General features: G+C 43.2%; 16 protein-coding genes and 1 riboswitch. All 16 genes read right to left on the bottom strand.

Annotation, left to right across the window (positions count from 1 at the left end):
• Positions 1-2: 2 nt before the first annotated feature.
• The 16 genes from A5883_RS05825 to purC all read right to left on the bottom strand — a co-directional run bounded on the left by A5883_RS05825 (position 3) and on the right by purC (position 20,917).
• Positions 3-1,649: a dihydrolipoyllysine-residue acetyltransferase gene (locus tag A5883_RS05825; RefSeq protein ID WP_005236379.1), complete on the bottom strand. Its 1,647-nt coding sequence runs from the start codon at positions 1,647-1,649 to the stop codon at positions 3-5.
• 25 nt (positions 1,650-1,674) lie between these two features.
• Positions 1,675-2,652: an alpha-ketoacid dehydrogenase subunit beta gene (locus A5883_RS05820; RefSeq protein WP_005230047.1), complete on the bottom strand. Its 978-nt coding sequence runs from the start codon at positions 2,650-2,652 to the stop codon at positions 1,675-1,677.
• Positions 2,653-2,654: 2 nt separating this feature from the next.
• Positions 2,655-3,764, bottom strand: a complete 1,110-nt coding sequence (pdhA, locus tag A5883_RS05815) for a pyruvate dehydrogenase (acetyl-transferring) E1 component subunit alpha (protein WP_005231936.1) — start codon at positions 3,762-3,764, stop codon at positions 2,655-2,657.
• Positions 3,765-4,198: 434 nt separating this feature from the next.
• Positions 4,199-6,790, bottom strand: coding sequence for a magnesium-translocating P-type ATPase (gene mgtA, locus A5883_RS05805; protein WP_005236382.1), 2,592 nt, complete (start codon positions 6,788-6,790; stop codon positions 4,199-4,201).
• 187 nt (positions 6,791-6,977) lie between these two features.
• Positions 6,978-7,149: riboswitch (M-box (ykoK) riboswitch) on the bottom strand.
• Positions 7,150-7,547: 398 nt separating this feature from the next.
• The gene (gene wecB / locus A5883_RS05800) at positions 7,548-8,648 is read right to left on the bottom strand and encodes a non-hydrolyzing UDP-N-acetylglucosamine 2-epimerase (RefSeq protein WP_042890118.1); all 1,101 of its coding nucleotides are present in this window, start codon (positions 8,646-8,648) and stop codon (positions 7,548-7,550) included.
• A 122-nt stretch (positions 8,649-8,770) separates the two neighbouring features.
• Entirely contained in the window at positions 8,771-9,748 is a 978-nt protein-coding gene (gene guaC / locus A5883_RS05795; protein ID WP_086317478.1) for a GMP reductase, read from the bottom strand.
• Between the two features lie 210 nt (positions 9,749-9,958).
• The gene (locus tag A5883_RS05790) at positions 9,959-10,873 is read right to left on the bottom strand and encodes an aldo/keto reductase (RefSeq protein ID WP_086317297.1); all 915 of its coding nucleotides are present in this window, start codon (positions 10,871-10,873) and stop codon (positions 9,959-9,961) included.
• A gap of 168 nt (positions 10,874-11,041) precedes the next feature.
• Positions 11,042-12,328 (bottom strand): phosphoribosylamine--glycine ligase, encoded by a 1,287-nt coding sequence (gene purD / locus A5883_RS05785; RefSeq protein WP_086317295.1) that lies wholly within the window; start codon positions 12,326-12,328, stop codon positions 11,042-11,044.
• 16 nt (positions 12,329-12,344) lie between these two features.
• Entirely contained in the window at positions 12,345-13,880 is a 1,536-nt protein-coding gene (purH, locus tag A5883_RS05780) for a bifunctional phosphoribosylaminoimidazolecarboxamide formyltransferase/IMP cyclohydrolase (protein ID WP_086338132.1), read from the bottom strand.
• Positions 13,873-14,457, bottom strand: coding sequence for a phosphoribosylglycinamide formyltransferase (gene purN / locus A5883_RS05775; RefSeq protein WP_086317291.1), 585 nt, complete (start codon positions 14,455-14,457; stop codon positions 13,873-13,875). Before purN ends, purH begins: the two co-directional genes overlap by 8 nt.
• Positions 14,454-15,500: a phosphoribosylformylglycinamidine cyclo-ligase gene (gene purM / locus A5883_RS05770; protein ID WP_005236392.1), complete on the bottom strand. Its 1,047-nt coding sequence runs from the start codon at positions 15,498-15,500 to the stop codon at positions 14,454-14,456. The genes purN and purM overlap by 4 nt, the downstream gene beginning before the upstream one ends.
• Positions 15,501-15,624: 124 nt before the next feature.
• Entirely contained in the window at positions 15,625-17,049 is a 1,425-nt protein-coding gene (gene purF / locus A5883_RS05765; protein ID WP_016613330.1) for an amidophosphoribosyltransferase, read from the bottom strand.
• Positions 17,034-19,262 carry a phosphoribosylformylglycinamidine synthase subunit PurL gene (purL, locus tag A5883_RS05760; RefSeq protein WP_176273496.1) on the bottom strand — a complete coding sequence of 743 codons (2,229 nt, stop codon included), beginning with the start codon at positions 19,260-19,262 and terminating at the stop codon, positions 17,034-17,036. Before purL ends, purF begins: the two co-directional genes overlap by 16 nt.
• Complete coding sequence (gene purQ / locus A5883_RS05755) at positions 19,255-19,932, bottom strand: phosphoribosylformylglycinamidine synthase subunit PurQ (protein WP_086317288.1); 678 nt, start codon at positions 19,930-19,932, stop codon at positions 19,255-19,257. The genes purL and purQ overlap by 8 nt, the downstream gene beginning before the upstream one ends.
• The gene (purS, locus tag A5883_RS05750) at positions 19,929-20,201 is read right to left on the bottom strand and encodes a phosphoribosylformylglycinamidine synthase subunit PurS (RefSeq protein ID WP_005230018.1); all 273 of its coding nucleotides are present in this window, start codon (positions 20,199-20,201) and stop codon (positions 19,929-19,931) included. The genes purQ and purS overlap by 4 nt, the downstream gene beginning before the upstream one ends.
• Positions 20,192-20,917 carry a phosphoribosylaminoimidazolesuccinocarboxamide synthase gene (purC, locus tag A5883_RS05745; protein WP_086317286.1) on the bottom strand — a complete coding sequence of 242 codons (726 nt, stop codon included), beginning with the start codon at positions 20,915-20,917 and terminating at the stop codon, positions 20,192-20,194. The genes purS and purC overlap by 10 nt, the downstream gene beginning before the upstream one ends.
• Positions 20,918-21,085: the final 168 nt, after the last annotated feature.

The following is a 21,085-nucleotide window of genomic DNA, read 5'->3' as shown; positions in this document are numbered from 1 at the left end:
AATCATCCTTCCATCATTAATAGCTCTGGATCAGCTAATAGACGTTTGATATTATTCATTGCTTGTTGCGCTGTTGCGCCATCAACGATACGGTGGTCGAAGCTTAATGAAAGTTTCATCACACGTCCGACAACGATTTCGCCTTCAGCGTTTACGATTGGTTGTTGCGCGATTGTACCTACACCCAAAATAGCTACTTCAGGGTAGTTGATTACTGGAGTGAACCAGCCGCCACCAACTGAACCGATGTTACTGATTGTGATGGTACCATTACGCATATCATCTGCAGCCAATTTGCCGTCATGAGCAAGTTTTGCTTTTTCGTTGATTTCATCAGCGATAGCAAACATGCCTTTACGATCTGCATCTTTTACGTTTGGTACATACAACCCATGGTCAGTATCTGTTGCGATACCGATGTTGTAATAGTTTTTGTATACGATCTCTTGTTTTGCATCATCGATCGACGCATTCAAGATAGGGAATTTTTTCACTGTTGCAGTCAATGCTTTCACAACATATGGTAAGAAAGTAAGTTTTGTGCCGTTTGCAGCAGCAACTTCTTTGAATTTCTTACGATTATCCCATAGGTTTGTTACTTCAACTTCATCATGCAAGGTTACATGAGGTGCTGTTTGTTTGCTGTTTACCATCGCTTTAGCGATTGCTTTACGTGTAGGTGTTAAGGCAACACGTTCTTCTAAATCACCTAAGTTTGATTTGAAGGCTTTTGCTGGAGCTGCTGGTTTGCTTTCAGTTGCTGCAGCTTTTGTTTCTTCTTTCGCAGGAGCTTGAGTTTCAGCTTTTGCAGCTTGTCCGCCACCTGATAGGAAGTTTTCGATGTCTTCTTTTGTTACACGTCCGCCTTTACCTGTTGCTGATACTTGGGAAATATCCACATCTTTTTCGCGAGCGAATTGACGGACAGAAGGCATAGCCAAGACACGTTTGTTAGGATCTGCTGCTTCAACAACACTTGCTGAACCAGAAGTTTCCACTTTTTCTTTTGGTGCTTCTGCAGGTGCGCTTGATGAAGCAGGCGCACTGTTGTGACCAGGTGCGTCGATTTCAACTAAAACATCACCAACATTTGCAACTGTTCCTTCAGCAACAACGATGTTTTTCACTGTTCCTGTTACTGGAGATGGGATTTCTTCGACTGATTTGTCGTTTTGAACTTCAAGCAACGTATCGTCTTCATTGATGGTATCTCCTGCTTTAACGAACCATTTTACGATTTCGCCTTCTGCAATTCCTTCACCGATATCCGGTAATTTGAATTGGAAAACGCCTGCGCCTTCAGAAGAACCAGCTGATGCTTCAGCCGTTTCCGTTGTAGGTTCTGCTGCTGGTTTTGCTGGTGTTTGAGACTCTGCTGCTACACCTGCATCGCCTTCGTTGTCTTCATGTCCTGGTGCATCGATCTCAACAAGGACATCTCCAACGTTTGCGACTGTACCTTCAGGGACAACGATGTTTTTCACTGTTCCTGTTACTGGAGATGGAATTTCTTCCACTGATTTATCATTTTGAACTTCTAGTAAGGTATCATCTTCATTGATGGTATCCCCTGCTTTGACGAACCATTTTACGATTTCGCCTTCTGCAATTCCTTCACCGATATCCGGTAATTTAAATTGAAATGCCATTTTCTATTCTTCCCTTCTTCAACTATTAAAAGTTCACGATTTCTTTCACTTTGTCTTCGATGTCTTTTGCATTTGGCAACCAAATGTTTTCAGCTTGACCGAATGGGAAGATCGTATCTGGTGCAGACACGCGTCCGATTGGAGCTTCTAGTGATAGAACCGCACGTTCAGAAATTTCAGAAACGACTTGAGCGCCAACACCTGCTTGTTTTTGTGCTTCTTGAACGACAACCACACGACCAGTTTTTTCAACTGATTTGATGATCGTTTCAACATCAAGAGGAGCAACTGTACGCAAGTCGATAATTTCAGCGTTGATGTTTTCTTTCGCTAAGTTGTCAGCAGCTTTGATTGCTTCACGAACCATTGCACCATAAGTGATGATTGAAACATCAGAACCTTCACGAGTTACTGCTGCTTTGTCTAAAGGAACTTCGTATGCTTCTTCTGGCACTTCTTCACGGAATGAACGGTAAAGTTTCATGTGCTCTAAGAAAACAACTGGGTCATTGCTGCGGATAGAAGCAATCAATAATCCTTTTGCATCATATGGGTTTGATGGAATAACGACACGGATACCAGGTGATTGAGCGATCAATCCTTCCAAGTTATCTGAGTGCAATTCTGGTGTGTGCACACCGCCACCAAATGGTGAACGAATAGTGATTGGTAAATTACGTGTACCACCCATACGGTAACGAGTACGCGCCATTTGACCAACGATTTCGTCAAATGTTTCAAATACGAAACCAAAGAATTGGATTTCTGGAACTGGACGGAAACCTTCTAATGCTAAACCGAAAGCCAAGCCGCCGATACCAGATTCAGCAAGAGGGGTATCGAAGACACGATCTTCGCCGAATTTTTCTTGTAAACCTTCTGTTGCACGGAAAACCCCGCCGTTTTTACCGACATCTTCACCAAAGACTAAAATCTCTTTGTCATTTTCCATTTCAACAGCTAAGGCATCTGTAATTGCTTGAATCATTGTTTTTTGTGCCATGACTATTTCGACTCCTTCGCTTCGTAAGTTGCAATTTGTTCTTTAATGTTTTGTGGTTGTACTTCAAACATGTTTTTCAAGAAATCTGAAACTTTTTGTTTTGGCACGCGGTCCGCTTCAGCGATCGCTGCTTTGATTTCTTCTTTTGTTTGTTCAATGACTTGTTCTTCTTTTTCTTCAGACCAAAGTCCTTTTTCAGTTAGGTAAGTACGGAAACGTACCAATGGATCTTTTTGTTGCCATTCGCTGTCCATGTCTTTTGAACGGTAACGGGTTGGATCATCACCAGACAATGTATGTGGACCGTAACGGTAAGTCAAGGTTTCAATCAATACAGGACCGTTGCCGTTTGCTGCCCATTCACGAGCTGCTTTAGAAACATAGTACACTGCCAATGGATCCATACCGTCAACTTGGATACCAGGGATCCCAGCTGCTGCAGCTTTTTGTGCCAATGTTGGTGCCGCGCTTTGTACTTCACGAGGTGTAGAGATCGCAAAACCATTGTTTTGGATATAGAATACAGCGTTTGCATGGTAAGCCCCTGCAAAGTTGATTGCTTCATAGAAGTCCCCTTGTGAAGAACCGCCATCACCTGTATAAGTGAATACAACATTTTTCTTGTTGCGTTTTTTCAATCCTAAAGCAACGCCGGCTGCTTGGACGTATTGTGCACCAATAATGATTTGTGGTGGCAATGCTTTTAAATCTTCTGGATAAAGGTTCCCAGCAACGTGGCCACGTGACCATAAGAAAGCTTCTTTCAATGGCAGACCGTGTTGGATCAATTGTGGTACATCACGGTAACCAGGTAATAAAACGTCTTCTTTTTCAAAAGCAAATTGACTTGCTAATTGGCTTGCTTCTTGTCCAGCAGTTGGCGCGAAGAAACCTAAACGACCTTGACGGTTTAACGCAGTTGAGCGTTGGTCTAATACACGAGACCATACCATACGAGTCATCAATTCAACTAATTCGTCGTCACTTAAATCTGGTACTAACTCTTGATTTACAATTTTCCCGTCTTTGTCCAAAGCTTGGTAAGTTGGAAAATCCGCATTGACTTGCTCCAAAATCGCTTGGAAATCAAGTGCTTTTTGTTTTTTTGCCATCTTGACACACTTTCCTCTCTGATATAAAAATTCACTTTCGTATGTAACAGGGTTTAAATCTGTACTATCGAAATTTCATTTACTCTTATAAATTATCATTTAACTTCGAAAATGACAAGTGAAAAGGGTATTTTTTTTAATAAAAGAATTCCCACTGTAGCAACTCTTAAGAAAACATTAGTGAAATTAATCACATTAAAGCAATCGCTTTCTTCAATTTTTTCTTTTCAGATTCTTTTTTTTATTTAAGAATAGTACAGCATCCACCATTCCGCTAAACAGATTTATCATTAACCTCCTTTTATCACTTGTGAAGGATTCGACTTGAATCAAAGAGAAATTTCTTAATATGAGAAAAAAATAATACAGAGAACGGATAAAAAGAAACAGATCGGCGATTCTCCCCCTGTTAGGAAGAACGCCGACCTGTTTTTTTAAATCCATTCTCTCGTGACATGAATGTAAATGCGTTTCGCAAACTCAACTGTTACTAAATAAGCTAGATTGATACCGACATACCATGGCCAGTAACTTGATGGCAGTGCTGCAAAATCAAAGACGGTATGCAATGGCGTCAAGATGACCAAGAAGCCAACTGCAATCGCTAGAACACTTGAAATCAAAACTGCAGGTGATGCGATACTTTTGATAAATGGTAATTTTCTCGTTCTGATCATGTGAACGACTAAGGTTTGTGTCGTCAAGCCAATCATAAACCATCCTGCTTGGAACAAGGCTTGCTCTTGGATGGTATTTGCACTAAAGACATGCCACATCATAAAGAAAGTCAAAATATCGAAGATGCTGCTGACAGGTCCAATGCCGACGGTAAACTTCAATAGTCCACCCACTTGCCATTTAACTGGTTTTTCTAACTCTTCTTTATCTACGTTGTCCCATGGGATCGTCAATTGGGCCATATCGTACACCAAGTTTTGAACCAACAGTTGAATGGACAACATTGGTAAGAAAGGTAAAAAGGCACTAGCAACTAAGATCGAGAACACATTCCCGAAATTCGAACTCAACGTCATTTTGATGTACTTCATCATATTGGTAAATACTTTGCGGCCTTCGATGACCCCTTTATCAAGGACATTCAAACTTTTTTCTAATAAAATGATCGAGCTGGCATCTTTGGTGATATCTGCTGCGGTATCAACCGAGATACCAACATCTGCTGTACGTAAAGCAGGCGCGTCGTTGATGCCATCTCCCATAAAGCCGACCGTATGGCCTGCCGCTTGAATGGTTTCAATGATTCGGGATTTTTGCATTGGATTTAATTTTGCAAACAGATTAGTTTTTGCAGCTTTCTCTGCTAACTCTTCATCTGACAGATGATCTATATCGGTTCCTAACAAGTATTCATCTGCATCAATACCAACATCTCGACAAACTTTTTGCGCAACGATCGCATTATCTCCCGTTAACACTTTGACATTGATGCCATGACCGTGTAAAGAAGCAATCGCTGTTTTTGCTGTTTCTTTTGCTGGATCTAAGAAGCCCATAAAGCCAATCATGATCATATCTTGTTCATCTTCTACAGAATAAACGGCATCTGCGTGGGCATCTCGTTTTACAGCAACAGTCAACACGCGCATTCCTTGTTTATTCAAGCGCAAATTCACTTGACGCAATTGTTTTCTCAATTGAGGAGTCAATTCCATCACTTTGCCATCAACTTCTACGTACTTGCAGACTTGTTCCATTTCCTCGGCGGCACCTTTAGTGACCATCAGTTGATGACCATCTGCATTGACAACAACCGTCAAGCGGCGACGTGAGAAGTCAAACGGAATCTCATCGATTTTTGTCACATCGTTAAATGGCGCTGCCAAGCCTTCTTCTTCATAGTAGTTTAAGACAGCAATATCCATCAGGTTTTTCCACCCTGTTTGATAGTAAGAATTTAAATACGTCATATCAAGGACTTGTTTATCTTCTACGCCAAATGGGTTTAAATGCTGTACCAGTACAACACGATCTTCGGTGATCGTACCCGTTTTATCGGTACATAGTACATCCATTGCACCTAAGTTTTGAATCGAAGGCAATTCTTTGACGATCACTTTTTCTTTTGATAAAGAGATCGCCCCTTTGGCTAAGTTACTGGTGACGATCATTGGTAGCATTTCTGGCGTCAAACCAACTGCTACTGCAATCGCGAAGAACAACGCTTCGCCCCAATCACCCTTGGTCAAACCATTGATCAATAAAACGATTGGGAAAAGAACCATGACCATTCGCAACAATAGCTTGCTAACTTTTGTTAAGCCATCTTCAAAGGTTGTTTTGCCCCGTTTCGTGGTCGCATTTTTGGCAATATCACCGAAGAAAGTACTTTGACCGGTTTTCAAAATAATGGCTTTTCCTTGACCACTTAAGACATCGGTACCCATGAAAACAAGATCTTGCATATCTAGTGCAGAAATTTGTTCATCGCTTTCTTTGATCCCAGCATCGACAAATTTTTCAACTGGCATTGATTCGCCTGTTAATGAAGATTGATTGATAAATAAATCTTTGGTCCAAATCAAGATCGCATCCGCAGGAATCATGTCGCCGGTTGCTAAGGTGACGATGTCTCCTGGAACGACTTCATCCATCGGAATTTCTCTCGTGATTCCATCTCGGGTTACGGAACAAGTATTTTCAATAAGTTCTTTTAACGCTAAGCTTGCTTTTTGGGAACGGTATTCTTGGACGAAAGTAATCATGACACTGGCTAAAATCATGATTCCCATCACGATCACTGCTTCAATATCGCCTGTTACAAAAGAAATAACCATTAATAATGCCAAAACTAACACAAAAGGATCTTTGAAAGCACCTAGGATCATCAACCAAGCAGGTGTTGGTTTTTGCGCATCCACTTTGTTTGGACCGTACTCTGCCAAACGTTCTGCAGCATCTTCTTCCGATAGCCCTTGGAAGGATGTCCGCATTTCCATCAGCAGTTCTCTTTCGGTCAATTTTGCCAGTAATTTTAGTTCTTGATCTTTCGATAGTTTTTTTAACATCTTTTTTTCCTCCTAGCACTTAGGAGTTGCTTACGCCACCCCTAGCGATTCGATAATTACTCCGCTGTTTCATCTGGGGACTGGGGTATTCCATGTGAATCTTCCTTTCTTTTTATTAGGTAAGTCACTGTGGAACATGCGTAAAAGACACAAAAAAACGCACGCTCCCAATAAGCATGCGTAAAAAACTCATGATCATTGTAGAGCTTTAGCACTATAGGGCGTAGATAGCAAATCTGCTATCAGCTACTTTGGGTTTAACCTTCACGATTAGACCTGTCCTACCAACTAAGTATCTCTCGATACTTTTGCGGCAGCAGCTTGTGTCCATATAGGAGCCTCACCTAACAATTATTTGTATAAAATGTCAGTTCGCCGGAAGTCTATCTTCCAACTACCCACATAATAACTGCTATCCTAGCCAATGTCAACCGCAACAATGGAAAATAGCACCCTTTTTTCATAGATTTTCGTTGGTTTTCAAATGAAAGGTCTTACAATAAAATAACAACGTTAAAGAACTGCTGTGATTTTATATGTGACAAAACTTCTTTTACACGAATAGATAGAGAGAAATCCTCTCAGGGCAAAACCCAGAATCCATCAAGTCACTTCGGCTATCTCATTGAAGGAGAGAATGTAATAAATTTCCAAACTCGAATAAAAAATAGACAGCCATTTAAATAAACAGCTGCCTATTTCTCTTTCATATCCGATTCTGAAAAATGATTTTTTCTATATTCTTTCGATCCAGCTCTCACGAAAAATGATCTGCTAAAATTTTCAAGATTCGCCGACTAGCTTTCCCATCGCCATAGGGATTTTCTGCATGTGCCATGGCATTGTAAGCTTCTGGATCCTCTAGTAGTCGCTTCGTTTCTTGATAAACCGCAGCTTCAGACGTACCGATCAGTTTTAACGTACCTGCAGCAATTCCTTCTGGGCGCTCTGTTGTATCTCGCAAGACCAAAACAGGAACGCCTAACGACGGTGCTTCTTCTTGGACACCACCAGAATCCGTCAAAATCAATGTGCTTTGATTGGCAACATTGTGAAAATCAATGACATCTAAAGGCTCAATCAGCGTGACATTTTCTAGTTCCCCAAGTATCTCCATAGCAATCCCTCGGACTTGAGGATTTTTATGCATAGGAAAAACCACTTTGATGGTTGGTTTCTCCTTAGCGATCTTCGCTAAAGCGCGGAAGACTTGCTTCATCGGAACACCTAAGTTCTCGCGACGGTGCATTGTCAGAAGAATCATGGTTTGATCTGCTGCAGAAAGTTCTGGATGCTGATAGTCCTCCGAGATCGTATAACGCATCGCATCAATGGCGGTATTTCCCGTTACAAAAATTGCAGCTTTATTGCGATTTTCCGCTAATAAATTTTCTTTGCTTTGGACAGTTGGCGCAAAATAAAAATCCGCTAATACATCGATCAGCTGACGATTGGCTTCCTCCGGATAAGGAGATTTTTTGTTCCATGTACGCAAACCGGCTTCCACATGCCCCACAGGAATCTGCTGATAGAAAGCTGCCGTCGCGGCTGCATAAGCTGTGGTCGTATCCCCGTGAACGAGTACGATATCAGGGGTTTCTTTTTGCAAGATAGGTTCCAGATCCAGCAAAACTTTGGTAGTGATTCCTGTCAAAGTTTGCCCTAAAGTCATAATATCCAGATCATAATCTGGTATGATTTCAAAAACCGTTAAAACTTGATCCAACATTTCTCGATGCTGCGCCGTCACCACAACGATCGATTCAAAACGCGGGTCGTTTTCCAATTCCTTTACTAGTGGCGCCATTTTGATGGCTTCCGGTCTGGTACCGAACACAGACATCACTTTGATTGTCATTTGGTCACCCGCTCCTCTACTTCTCATTGCTTCTATTATAACGAAGAAAACAGAAAAACAAAATGGTTGTTCCAACAAAAAAAAGAAACGACCGCTAAAAGGCCGTTTCTTCAGTATCCAGCTTAAATAGTATCTCCATTGAAAATCGAATTTTTCACGATTACGTAATCCACTTTACGAATCGATTCTAAATCTTTTCCACCTGCATAAGAGATCGATGACTGCAAGTCTTGCTGCATTTCAACTAACGTATCTTTTAAAGAACCTTTGTATTGAATCCAAATTTTCTTTCCTTCTACGTTTTTCTTTTCACCTTTTTGAAATTCTGATGCAGAACCAAAGTATTCTTTCATTACAACGCCATTTTCTACCTTGGTTTCTCCTGGTGATTCTTCATGCCCAGCAAACAATGAACCGATCATGACCATGGTTGCACCAAAGCGGACAGATTTAGCGATATCGCCGTGTGTCCGAATGCCACCATCTGCAATGATTGGTTTGCGAGCAGCTTTGGCACACCAGCGTAATGCTGCCAATTGCCATCCTCCAGTCCCGAAACCAGTTTTGATTTTTGTGATACAAACTTTCCCTGGTCCAATACCGACTTTTGTTGCATCGGCGCCAGCGTTTTCCAATTCACGAACTGCTTCTGGCGTTCCAACATTTCCAGCGATCACAAACGTTTCTGGTAAATGCTTCTTGATGTGTTGAATCATATTGATCACGGCGTTTGAGTGACCATGGGCAATATCGATCGTGATAAAATCAGGAACAAGCTCTTTCTCAGCTAGTTCTTCTACAAAGGCATATTCATTTTCTTTGACACCCACGCTGATTGAACTAATCAAGCCGCGGCTTTTCATTTTTTTGATGAATGGAATCCGTGCTTCTTCATCAAAGCGGTGCATAATATAAAAATAGCCATTTTCAGCTAAAAATTCTGCGATTGAATCATCAATAATTGTTTGCATATTTGCAGGAACAACAGGCATTTTAAACGAGTGTCCGCCTAATGTCACCGTGGTATCACATTCTGAACGGCTGTTCACGATACACTTGTTAGGAATCAGTTGTATATCTTCGTAATCAAAAACTTTCATGTCAAACATAAAAATATCCTCCAAATCTTACTAAGAGTGAAGCAAGCATCAAATGGCATCAGCCTATTTTTAACGCCCACAACAATTTAAACCACCTGGAAATGAAATACAAGCTTTTTAGAAATACTTTTTGAAAAAAAAGGATGAATGTTCGTCTTTTACGAACATTCATCCTTATAAGTACTGAAAAAAACGGAATTTACGTATAAATTACGGCAAGATGTTCCCTGCTGCTTTATACACCTCATACCATTCATGGCGGGTCAATACGATCGAAGATGCTTGCGCGATTTCTTCGATCCGATGTGGGGTCATCGTTCCAGCAATCACTTGCATGTTTGCAGGGTGACGTAAGATCCACGCAGAAGCAATACCTGTCGGTGTCGTTTGATACTTGTCCGCTAGTTCGGTCAATTTTTCGTTCAACTCTGGGAATTTCTCGTTACCGATAAAGACCCCTTCAAAGAAACCATACTGATACGGAGACCAAGCTTGGATCGTCATCTCATGCAAGCGAGAATATTCTAGAATTTCTCCATCATGATCGACACTACCAGCATCCGTCATGTTGACATGAATTCCTTGATCGATCATTCCCGTATGCATGATCCCGAATTGCAGCTGATTCGCTACTAAAGGTTGGGAAACATATTTTTTCAACAATTCGATTTGACCAGGTTTTTGATTGCTGACACCGAAGTATTTCACTTTACCGTCTTTTTCTAATTGGTCAAAGGCTGCTGCCACTTCTTCTGGTTCAAACAAAGTGTCAGGGCGATGCAATAATAACGCATCTAAATGATCAGTTTTCAATCGTTGCAAACTACCTTCCACAGAAGAGATAATATGCTCTTTCGAAAAATCAAACATTTCACCTGGAACGATGCCGCATTTTGATTGAATAAATAAATCTTCTCTTTTAGCTGCCGTTTTTGCTAACGCTTCTGCAAAAATCGTTTCACATTCACCGCGACCATAAATATCCGCATGGTCAAAGAAGGTAATGTCATTTTCAATCGCAGTCGTCAAGACCTTCACAGGATCTTTGGCATTGTTGATGCGCATCAATCCTAAAATCACGCTGGATACTTCTAAATCAGTGGGACCGAATTTAATTTTTTTCACGTAAAGTTCCTCCTTATTTAAACTACATTCCTATTTTATCACAACAAGATGAAAACGCTATACAAACGTCAAAAAAACCTCCCATAAAACGAAAACCACCAGCACAACCGATTGGTTCTACTGGCAGCCCTCCTTTTTTTCAGGTTGTGTTATGCACAGAAATATTCTTTACTTCATCGCCTTTGATGAGTTGCTATATTGCAAGGCTTTATCGCCGATATCGTTTCGGTAATATAAGCCAGATAAAGACAACCTGCTGATTGCTTCATAGACGTTCTTTTGTGCAGCAGCTAAATTCTCAGCTGATGCTTCCACAAGAAAAACGCGCCCACCAGCTGCCGTCAAACCACCTTGGTCGGCAGCTTCATCCACTCCTGCATAAAAGAATTGCGTTCCTTCTCCTTCTGGGCTTGGGACAGGCATTCCTTGCTGATACTTGCCTGGATATCCTTGAGAGGCAATCACGACACCGATCGAAGCCGATTGATTCCATTGGATCGTAGGTACTTGGTCCTGTAAGAGATCATCAATGATCTGGGCTAGACTGCTTTCTAAGCGACTTAGCACGACTTGTGTTTCTGGATCGCCAAAACGCGCATTGAATTCGATGACTTTCGGTCCATCATTGGTAGCAATCAGACCTGCATAGAGAATCCCCGTAAACGGTGTATTGTTGCGAATCATCCCTTTTGCTGCAGGAAGTAAAACTTCTGCTACCGCTTGATCGACCATTTCTTGCGGAATCTGCGGTACCGGCGTATAAGCCCCCATACCTCCTGTATTCGGACCTAAATCGCCATCGAAGGCACGTTTATGGTCTTGGGCAATGACCATTGGATAGACGGCTTCGCCCTTCACAAATGCCAATAGCGAAAACTCCTCGCCAGCCAAAAACTCTTCGATCACCACTTTTGCACCACTTTCACCGAAAGCATTTTGCTCCAGCATCGCTTCGACTGCTGCGTTTGCTTCTTCAATGGTTTCCGCGACAACCACGCCTTTGCCCGCCGCTAAACCATCTGCTTTGATGACGATTGGCGCACCTTTACGTTGGATATAGGCTTTTGCCTGGGCACTATCTGTAAAGCTTTGATAGTCTGCTGTTGGAATGTGATTGGTTCGCATCAATTCTTTGGCAAACTCTTTTGATCCTTCAATCATCGCTGCTTGGCGATTGGGGCCAAAAATTTCCAAGCCCGCCCCCTGAAAATCATCTACGATGCCATTTAGCAACGGAACTTCCGGACCAACGAAGGTCCAATCAACCTCCTGCTCTTGAGCAAAAGCAATTAGACTTTCATGATCGGACTCTTCAATTGCGACTGTCTTGATCCCGTCTTTTCGCATACCGGGATTGCCCTTCGCACAAAAGACTGTTTCCACTTGAGGATCCTGCAGAAACTTTTTTGCGACGGCATGCTCTCTACCGCCACTACCAATAACAAGTATTTTCATCGTCTTCTCCTATTTCTTAGTGTTTAAAATGACGAACACCAGTAAAGACCATCGCCACACCGTATTTATCTGCCATGTCGATCGACTCTTGATCTTTGATACTGCCACCAGGTTGAATAATCGCTTTGATTCCTTGTTGCGCTGCATATTCAACACTGTCATCCATTGGGAAAAAGGCGTCGCTTGCCAGCACTGAACCAGCCAGTTTATTGTTTTCACGGGCTTGTTCGACGGCGATTTTCACCGAACCCACGCGGTTCATTTGACCAGCGCCGATCCCGACGGTTTGCTGTTGATTGGCTAAAACGATGGCATTAGATTTCACGTGTTTCACCGCTTTCCAAGCAAAAACCAAAGCTGCGCTTTCTTCTGTTGTTGGCTTTCTCTTTGTCACCACGGTCCAATCTTCTGGTGTTTCCATTTGATCATCTGGTTCTTGCACCAATAAGCCCCCAAGGACAGAGACAACTTCTGGCTGTTTGGCTGCTTTTTCGAAATCAACAACCAGCAGGCGCAGATTTTTTTTCTTCGTTAAGATTTCTAGTGCTTCTTCTTCAAATGCAGGTGCAATGATGATCTCAAGAAAAATCCGCTGCAGTTGCTCCGCAGTTGCCACTTCAACTGGACGATTCAAAACAATGATCCCGCCAAAAATCGACACTGGGTCTGCTTCGTAAGCTTCTTGGAAAGCTTCAGCAATCGTTTCTCCACTTCCGATTCCACAGGGATTCATGTGCTTTAGGGCTACCGCAGTTGGCTCTGTAAATTCTTCTGCGATCCGCAAGGCAGCGTCAGCATCTTTAATGTTGTTGTAAGACAATTCTTTGCCGTGGATTTGTTTTGCGCTGGCAATCGAATAGGGCACGGGTAATGCATCTTGATAGAAGGAAGCTTTCTGATGACTATTTTCACCATAACGCAATGTTTGTTTCAAAACATAAGTTTTCGTCAAGGTCTCTGTTTCTGTTTCAGCCACCGCTTTGGTCAAGTATTCACCAATCAAGGCATCGTAAGCGGCGGTATGGCGGAAGACTTTGGCAGCTAATTTCTTTCTTGATGCCAACGTCGTATTGCCTTCCTTCAGCTCAGCTAAAACCCAGTCGTAATCGTTGGGATCAACGACAACAGTTACTGAGGCATGATTTTTCGCCGCAGAACGTAGCATGCTTGGTCCGCCGATGTCGATATTTTCGATTGCGTCGGCTTCTGTGACGTCAAGCTTACTGATGGTTTCTTTAAATGGATAAAGATTGACGACAACAAGGTCGATCGGTAAAATGCCATGCTCAGCCATTGCCTCCATATGAGAAGGCAGATCACGCCGTCCTAACAGACCACCATGCACCCTTGGATGTAGCGTCTTGACCCTACCATCCATCATTTCAGGAAATTCTGTGACCGCTTCGATGCCGATCGGTTGAAGCCCCGCTTGTTCCAAGGCCGTTTTTGTCCCGCCAGTTGAGATAATCTCAAATCCTAAAATGGTCAATTCTTGGACAAATGGTACGAGTCCTTCTTTGTCAGACACACTGATTAATGCACGTTTATTCACGATTCGATAGCCCCTTTTCCACGATTTCAGCTAAAACAGCTGGATAGATTTGATGTTCTACTTGATGAATTTTTTCTGTCACATTTGCTAATGTATCGTCGGTGTCGATCCGAACGATTTCTTGGGCAATGATTGGCCCTGTGTCAATGCCGGCATCGACATAATGAACCGTCACTCCCGTCACTTTCACGCCGTAAGCGAAGGCATCGGCGATCCCAGATTTACCTGGGAAACTCGGCAACAAGGAGGGATGGATATTGATGACTCTGCCTTCATAAGCGGATAATAGAGTGTTGCCGATGATTCGCATATACCCTGCTAAAACAATAAAATCGATGGCATGATCCTGCAATTCTTCGATCAATTTATTTTCAAAGGCTGCTTTTGATGCAAATGCCGCTGGCTCTATGACAAGCGTTTCATAGTCTCTCGCGCGGGCTTTTTCTATTACTGGCGCTGTAGGTTTATCGGAAAAGACCAACCCGATCTGCGCTCCTTTGATTTTATTTGCTTGGATCGCATCGGCGATTGCTGTAAAATTGCTGCCCGTTCCAGAAGCAAAGACGGCGATCCTCATCGGACTGCCTCTTTGAAGCAAACGGCTTCGTTGTTACGTTTGGTCACTTTACCGATCCGGTATGCTTGTTCTTCATTGGCGGATAGAAGTGCCATCACAGCCGCAACATTTTCTGGCGCAACGGCTAAGACCATACCGATACCCATATTGAAAATCTCGAACATTTCTTGATGAGGAATCGCGCCATGAGTAGCGATCATATCAAATATTGGCAACTGCGGCCAAGTGTCTAAGGCGATTTCTGCCGCCAGACCTTCAGGCAGCATCCGTGGGATATTTTCAACAAAGCCGCCACCAGTGATATGAGAAATTCCAGCTAACAATCCTTCTGTCAATAAAGGTTTCAGTGCATCAACGTAAATTCTCGTTGGCGTCAATAAACTTTCTGCAAGCGTTTGGTTACCAAGTTCCGCAAACGTTTCTGCTCCTGTATAGCCATGCTGTTCAAAAAAGATTTTTCTGACTAAAGAGTACCCATTGGAGTGAATGCCTGAAGAAGGCAAACCAATCAGCTCATCGCCTTCTTTAATGGTTTCTCCAGTGATCAAGCGACTTTTTTCGACGATCCCTACGGCGAAACCAGCAAGATCATATTCTTCTGGCTGATACATCCCCGGCATCTCAGCGGTTTCCCCACCAATCAGGGCAGCCCCCGCTTGCACACAGCCCTCTGCGACACCAGCAATGATTTGTTCGATCTTTGCCGGATCGTTTTTACCAACTGCAACATAGTCAAGGAAGTAGATAGGTTCTGCCCCTTGAGCGACGATATCATTCACGCACATCGCGACGCAATCAATGCCGATCGTTGTGTGCTGTTCTTGTTGGATCGCCAACAAAAGCTTGGTTCCTACACCATCTGTCCCAGAAACGAGTACCGGTTCTTTCAATTGGTACGATGATAAGTCAAAACAGCCACCAAAGCCCCCGATTGCCCCCATCACGCCTAGCCGTTCTGTTCGTTTCACATGCTTTTTGATCCGTTCGACTACTTCATAACCGGCTTCGACATCGACACCGGCTTTTGCATATGCATTTGCCACGTTCGTTCCTCCTCAATCATTCATCCGCTTTTCTTCATTCAGCTCATTCGTCGTTAACGCAAGTAAACCAGCGGTCCTTCACTGCTTCGTTTGAAAAACCATTTTTGCCTACTATTTATTCAGCTTATTCAGCTAAAGACGCGAGATAGTTTTCTTCATAATCATACAAAGGGGTTGGATAATCGCCATTGAAATAGGCCATACACAATCCTGAGTAAGGTGCGTCGAAATCTAAACCGATCGCTTCGATCAACCCGTCTTCACTTAAAAAGGCCAAAGAATCTGCTTCGATTTTTTCACAAATCTCAGCTTCCGTATATTTGGCTGCGATCAATTCTTTTCTCGTTTGAATGTCGATCCCGTAAAAACATGGATAGCGCAAAGGCGGCGAACCGATACGCACATGAACTTCTTTGGCACCTGCCTCTTTTAGCAGTTGCACGATACGGCGGCTGGTGGTTCCTCGGACGATCGAATCGTCGACTAGAATCACTCGTTTGCCTTCGACTACGCCACGAACAGCTGAGAGCTTCATTCGCACGCCTTGCTCTCTTAACTCCTGTGTCGGTTGAATAAACGTTCGTGCAATGTATTGATTTTTTACTAAGCCCAATTCATAAGGAATACCTGAAGCTTCTGCGTACCCGCTGGCAGCAGATAAGGATGAATTCGGTACACCAATGACCATATCCGCTTCGATCGGCGCCTCTTTTGCCAAGCGACGGCCCATATTTTTACGGGCACGATGAACATTGACGCCAGCGATGTTGGAATCAGGACGGGCAAAATAAATAAACTCCATCGAACAAATCGCCGGTTGTACTTCTTGGGTATACTGCTCGATTTGAATGCCTGCATCATCAATGATCACGACTTCGCCCGGTCGGACATCACGAATAAATTCCGCACCGATGACTTCCAACGCACAGGTTTCTGAAGCCACCACATAAGCACCATTGACCATTTTCCCGATTGACAATGGCCGAAAGCCATTGGGGTCTAGTGCTGCGATCATGGCATTTTCCGTCAGTAAAAGGTACGCAAATCCACCTTTAACTTGATTTAATGCCTCCTTGACCCGATCCATAAAAAGCGGTTCTTCGCTGCGACGGATCAAGTGCATGAGAATCTCTGTATCGGAATTCGAGTGGAAAATCGCACCAGCCTCTTCTAATGATTTCCGTAGACTTTTCGCATTCGTCAAGTTGCCGTTATGAGCTAAGCCAATCTGCTGATCAAAAAATTTGAATAAAAATGGTTGAATATTATCAACGCTACCATTACCAGCAGTTGCGTAACGAACGTGACCAATGGCAGCATCTCCTGTCAGACGCTGGAGGACACGTTCATCCGAAAACACTTCCGCTAGCAAACCTAAATCACGGTGACCATTGAGTTTTCCCGCATCATTCGTGACGATCCCAGCACCTTCTTGGCCGCGATGTTGCAAACTGTGTAGTCCGAAGTAGGTGACACGAGCGGCATCTGGATGACCCCAAACACCAAAAACCCCACATTCCTCGTTGAGGCTCTTTACTTCATTAAACATGGAATGGCTTCCTCCCATTTCAATTTCGCCTCAGTAAGGGGCATCTCGATCGTATCATCTTGTGCTTGCATGCGAATCTGGCCATCAGCAGTCACTTCCCCGATCGCTATTGCAGCAGCACCTACCAGTGCTTCAAAAGCTGCTTGCTTATCAGGTGCGACTGAAAGCACAAAACGGGATTGGGTTTCTGAAAACAATTGTGCTGCTGGCAATGACACGGTCACATTTAGACCAAAGCCCTTGTCAAAAGCGGATTCGGCTAAAGCGATCGCTAAACCACCTTCGGCACAGTCGTGGGCACTTTGAACAAGACCTGCTTGGATCGCTGCGGTAACCAAATGTTGGTTCGTTTTTTCTGTTTCAAGATCAAAGGACATTAAACGCCCAGCGATCTTTCCTGTCTGCAGTTTTTGCAATTCAGACCCATTGAAATCAGCATGGGTTTCCCCTAGGACATAGATCACATCCCCTGCTGCTTGGAAATGCTGCGTCGTGATATGCGCCAGCTCTTCGATCAATCCGACCATCCCAATTACAGGCGTTGGATAGACCGATTGTCCGTCCGTTTCGTTGTATAAGGAGACGTTCCCAGAGATTACTGGTGTCTCTAGTACACAACAAGCTTCTGAGATCCCGTCAGCAGCCGTAGATAACTCCCAGAATCCTTCTGGTTTATCTGGCGAGCCGAAGTTAAGGCAGTCAGTGATCGCCAATGGACGCCCACCGGAAGCGACGATATTTCGAGCAGCTTCTGCAACTGCGATCTGTCCGCCGACTTCAGGATCTAAGTAAAGGTAACGAGCATTACAGTCAGTCGTCATCGCCAAGGCTTTATTGGTTCCCTTGATTCGTAAAACGGCCGCATCACTGCCGGGTCCTACCACGGTATTGGTACGAACTTGCGAATCGTAGGTTTCAAAAATCGAGCGTTTCGAAGCGATCGTCGGCTGCTGCAGCAGATCCGCAAATACAGACGTTGCTGAATGAATCACTGGAACAAAGTCCGGTGTTTCCTTAAACACTTTGATCCGTGCTGGTTCTGCCATCTCTTTGTAGTAAGTCGGTGCATCTTCAGCTAACGCATCCACTGGTAAATTAGCGACTTCCTGTCCATGATGGAACAAACGATAGTTGCCATCATCCGTCACTTCACCGATCACGACTGCTTCTAGATCGTATTTCTTAAAGAGGGCTTCCACTTCAGCTTCATGCCCTTTTTTGACACAGATCAGCATCCGCTCTTGGGATTCTGACAACATCATTTCATAAGGCGTCATATTGGTTTCTCGTTGTGGAACATCATCTAACGTTAAACGCAACCCTGATCCGGCTTTTGATGCCATCTCGGCACTAGAAGAAACCAATCCAGCAGCACCCATATCTTGAATTCCGACTAAAATGTCCGAATGATCCACGATCAATTCCAAACAAGCTTCCAACAAAAGTTTTTCCATAAAAGGATCACCGACTTGTACGGCGGAACGTTGTTGTTCTTCTCCTTCGACAAATTCTTCCGATGCAAAAGTCGCCCCGTGTATCCCGTCGCGTCCTGTTTTTGCGCCGACATACATGATGGTGTTTCCAACACCTTTGGCTTGCCCTTTTTGAATATCCTTGTGAGCAATGATCCCTACACACATGGCATTGACTAATGGATTGCCTTCATAACAAGGATCAAATGCCACTTCACCACCGACGGTCGGAATCCCAATACAGTTGCCATAGCCACTGATCCCAGCAACGACTTCTTCCAAAAGATATTTCGTTCTTGGATTATCTAACTCACCAAATCGTAAGGAGTCTAAAACAGCAATCGGTCTTGCTCCCATACTGAAGATGTCGCGGATGATTCCACCAACACCAGTTGCTGCTCCTTCATAAGGTTCCACCGCAGAAGGATGATTATGGCTTTCCGCTTTAAATACGACAGCTAGATCATCGCCGATATCCACGATACCCGCACCTTCTCCCGGACCTTGCAGTACTTGCGGCCCATCTGTCGGGAATTTCCGCAAAACAGGTTTGGAATTTTTGTAAGAACAATGTTCACTCCACATCACTGAAAAGAGTCCAGTTTCGGTATAGTTTGGTAAACGTCCCAAAATATCTTCTGAGATCATCCGATATTCTTCTTGGGTCAATCCCCATTGCTCGTATAATTTCGTGTCTTTGATTTCTTGTGGTGTAGGTTCTTTTACGATCATTTTATCCATTTACCGGCACCTTCCCAAAATTTTTCAATAATGAAGCAAAAAACTTCTTGCCATCTTCTGAGCCTAATAAACTTTCCATCGCTCGTTCTGGATGAGGCATCATGCCTAGGACATTGCCTGCTTTGTTGCAGATACCAGCGATATTGTGTAGACTGCCGTTGACGTTATCTTCATAACGGAAAACGATTTGATTGTTGGCAACCAATTCCTGATAAGTCGTTTCATCACAATAATAATTGCCCTCACCATGAGCGACAGGAAGCGTAATGACTTGATCCGTTTCATATTCAGAAGTAAAAGCTGTTCGATTATTCACTTGCAGACGGACCGGCTTGCAAATAAAATGCAATGATTCATTTCTTTGTAAAACCCCTGGTAACAAGCCCGCTTCCGTTAAAATTTGAAACCCATTGCAGGTACCAAAGACAGGTTTGCCTTCATTTGCCAAACGAATGACCTCTGACATGATCGTAGAAAAACGGGCAATCGCTCCGCATCTTAAGTAATCACCATAAGAAAATCCTCCTGGAAGCAAAACACCGTCAAAACCGGCTAAGCTTTCTGCATCATGGCGCACATATTCTGCTTCTACCCCCATGATATCTTTGATTGCCCACATCAAATCAACATCACAATTTGATCCAGGAAAGACGATCACTGCAAATTTCATAGGGCTGCTTCCTCCATTTGAACTATTTCATAACGGTAGGTTTCCATATTGACGTTTGCTAAAAGTTTGTCACAGATCGCTTCAATCTCCTCTGCTACTGCTGCTTGTGTTTGATTGTTGGAAGGTGTCACTTTGATTTCAAAGTATTTCCCGATGCGAATATCACTGACATCTTGATATCCTAAGCGATGAACAGCTCCTTTGACGGCTTCTCCTTGAGGGTCCAAAACAGATTCCTTATAAGTGACGTAAACTTTGACTAAATACATGTTGAATTCTCCTTTTCTAAACGATTTAAAACTTCTTCATAAACAGGAACGATGTCCCCTAAATCACGACGATAGACATCTTTATCAAGATGTTCATTTGTACCCATATCCCATAAGCGGCAAGTATCTGGTGAGATCTCATCAGCCAGGAGCAACTCGCCCTTCTTGGTTTTGCCGATCTCGATTTTAAAATCGATCAGTTGAATCTGGATACTTGCAAAGATTTCCAGTAACGCAGCGTTGACTTGTAGTGCCAGTTTTTTGATCAGGTCCAGTTCCTCTTTTGTGGCAAGACCCAAATAGAACACATGATCGTCATTGATAAACGGATCATCTAAGCGATCCTCTTTGTAGTAAAACTCCACGATCGGCTTTGGCAGTTTGGTTCCTTCTTCGATGCCCAAGCGCTTTGAAAAACTACCAGCAGCCGTATTGCGAACAACGACTTCTAAAGGAATCATGGTGACAGCTCGAATTAATTGTTCGTGTTTAGACACTAATTGAAGAAAGTGACTTGGGACATTTTTATCAGCTAAACGCTGAAAAAGATGCGCAGTGATCTGATTGTTTAGGGCACCCTTCCCTGCGACTGCATCTTTCTTTAAACCGTTCAGCGCAGTTGCTTGGTCCAGATAAAGGACTCTCAACACATCTTCTTCGTTGGTTTTAAACAATTTCTTGGCTTTTCCTTCATAAAGAAGCACTTCTAATTCCATAATCCACCTCAGTTAAGTATTATTTTTCACATAGCGATGACACACATCTTTATTTGTTTATTATTCTAACAACGCTGAAAAAGCGGGTCAACGATTATCTGTACATTTACACATTAATAAACACGAATGTTCGCCTTTTATCCCGTCAAGCAAGTTTACCTCTCCCGT

This window comes from Enterococcus sp. 5B3_DIV0040 (assembly GCF_002140755.1).
GTDB classification, from domain to species: Bacteria; Bacillota; Bacilli; order Lactobacillales; family Enterococcaceae; genus Enterococcus_D; species Enterococcus_D casseliflavus.
This window is presented reverse-complemented; position numbering and strand designations above follow the sequence as displayed.

Coding starts and splice junctions, on each gene's coding strand:
- A5883_RS05825 (WP_005236379.1), bottom strand. CDS start 1,649: ATGGCATTTCAATTTAAATTACCGGATATCGGTGAAGGAATTGCAGAA.
- A5883_RS05820 (WP_005230047.1), bottom strand. CDS start 2,652: ATGGCACAAAAAACAATGATTCAAGCAATTACAGATGCCTTAGCTGTT.
- pdhA (WP_005231936.1), bottom strand. CDS start 3,764: ATGGCAAAAAAACAAAAAGCACTTGATTTCCAAGCGATTTTGGAGCAA.
- mgtA (WP_005236382.1), bottom strand. CDS start 6,790: ATGTTAAAAAAACTATCGAAAGATCAAGAACTAAAATTACTGGCAAAA.
- wecB (WP_042890118.1), bottom strand. CDS start 8,648: ATGACAATCAAAGTGATGTCTGTGTTCGGTACCAGACCGGAAGCCATC.
- guaC (WP_086317478.1), bottom strand. CDS start 9,748: ATGAAAGTTTTTGATTACGAAGATATACAACTGATTCCTAACAAGTGT.
- purD (WP_086317295.1), bottom strand. CDS start 12,328: ATGAAAATACTTGTTATTGGTAGTGGCGGTAGAGAGCATGCCGTCGCA.
- purN (WP_086317291.1), bottom strand. CDS start 14,457: ATGAGGATCGCCGTCTTTGCTTCTGGAACGGGCAGCAATTTTACAGCA.
- purF (WP_016613330.1), bottom strand. CDS start 17,049: ATGTTTAATGAAGTAAAGAGCCTCAACGAGGAATGTGGGGTTTTTGGT.
- purL (WP_176273496.1), bottom strand. CDS start 19,262: ATGGATAAAATGATCGTAAAAGAACCTACACCACAAGAAATCAAAGAC.
- purQ (WP_086317288.1), bottom strand. CDS start 19,932: ATGAAATTTGCAGTGATCGTCTTTCCTGGATCAAATTGTGATGTTGAT.
- purS (WP_005230018.1), bottom strand. CDS start 20,201: ATGTATTTAGTCAAAGTTTACGTCACTTATAAGGAATCTGTTTTGGAC.
- purC (WP_086317286.1), bottom strand. CDS start 20,917: ATGGAATTAGAAGTGCTTCTTTATGAAGGAAAAGCCAAGAAATTGTTT.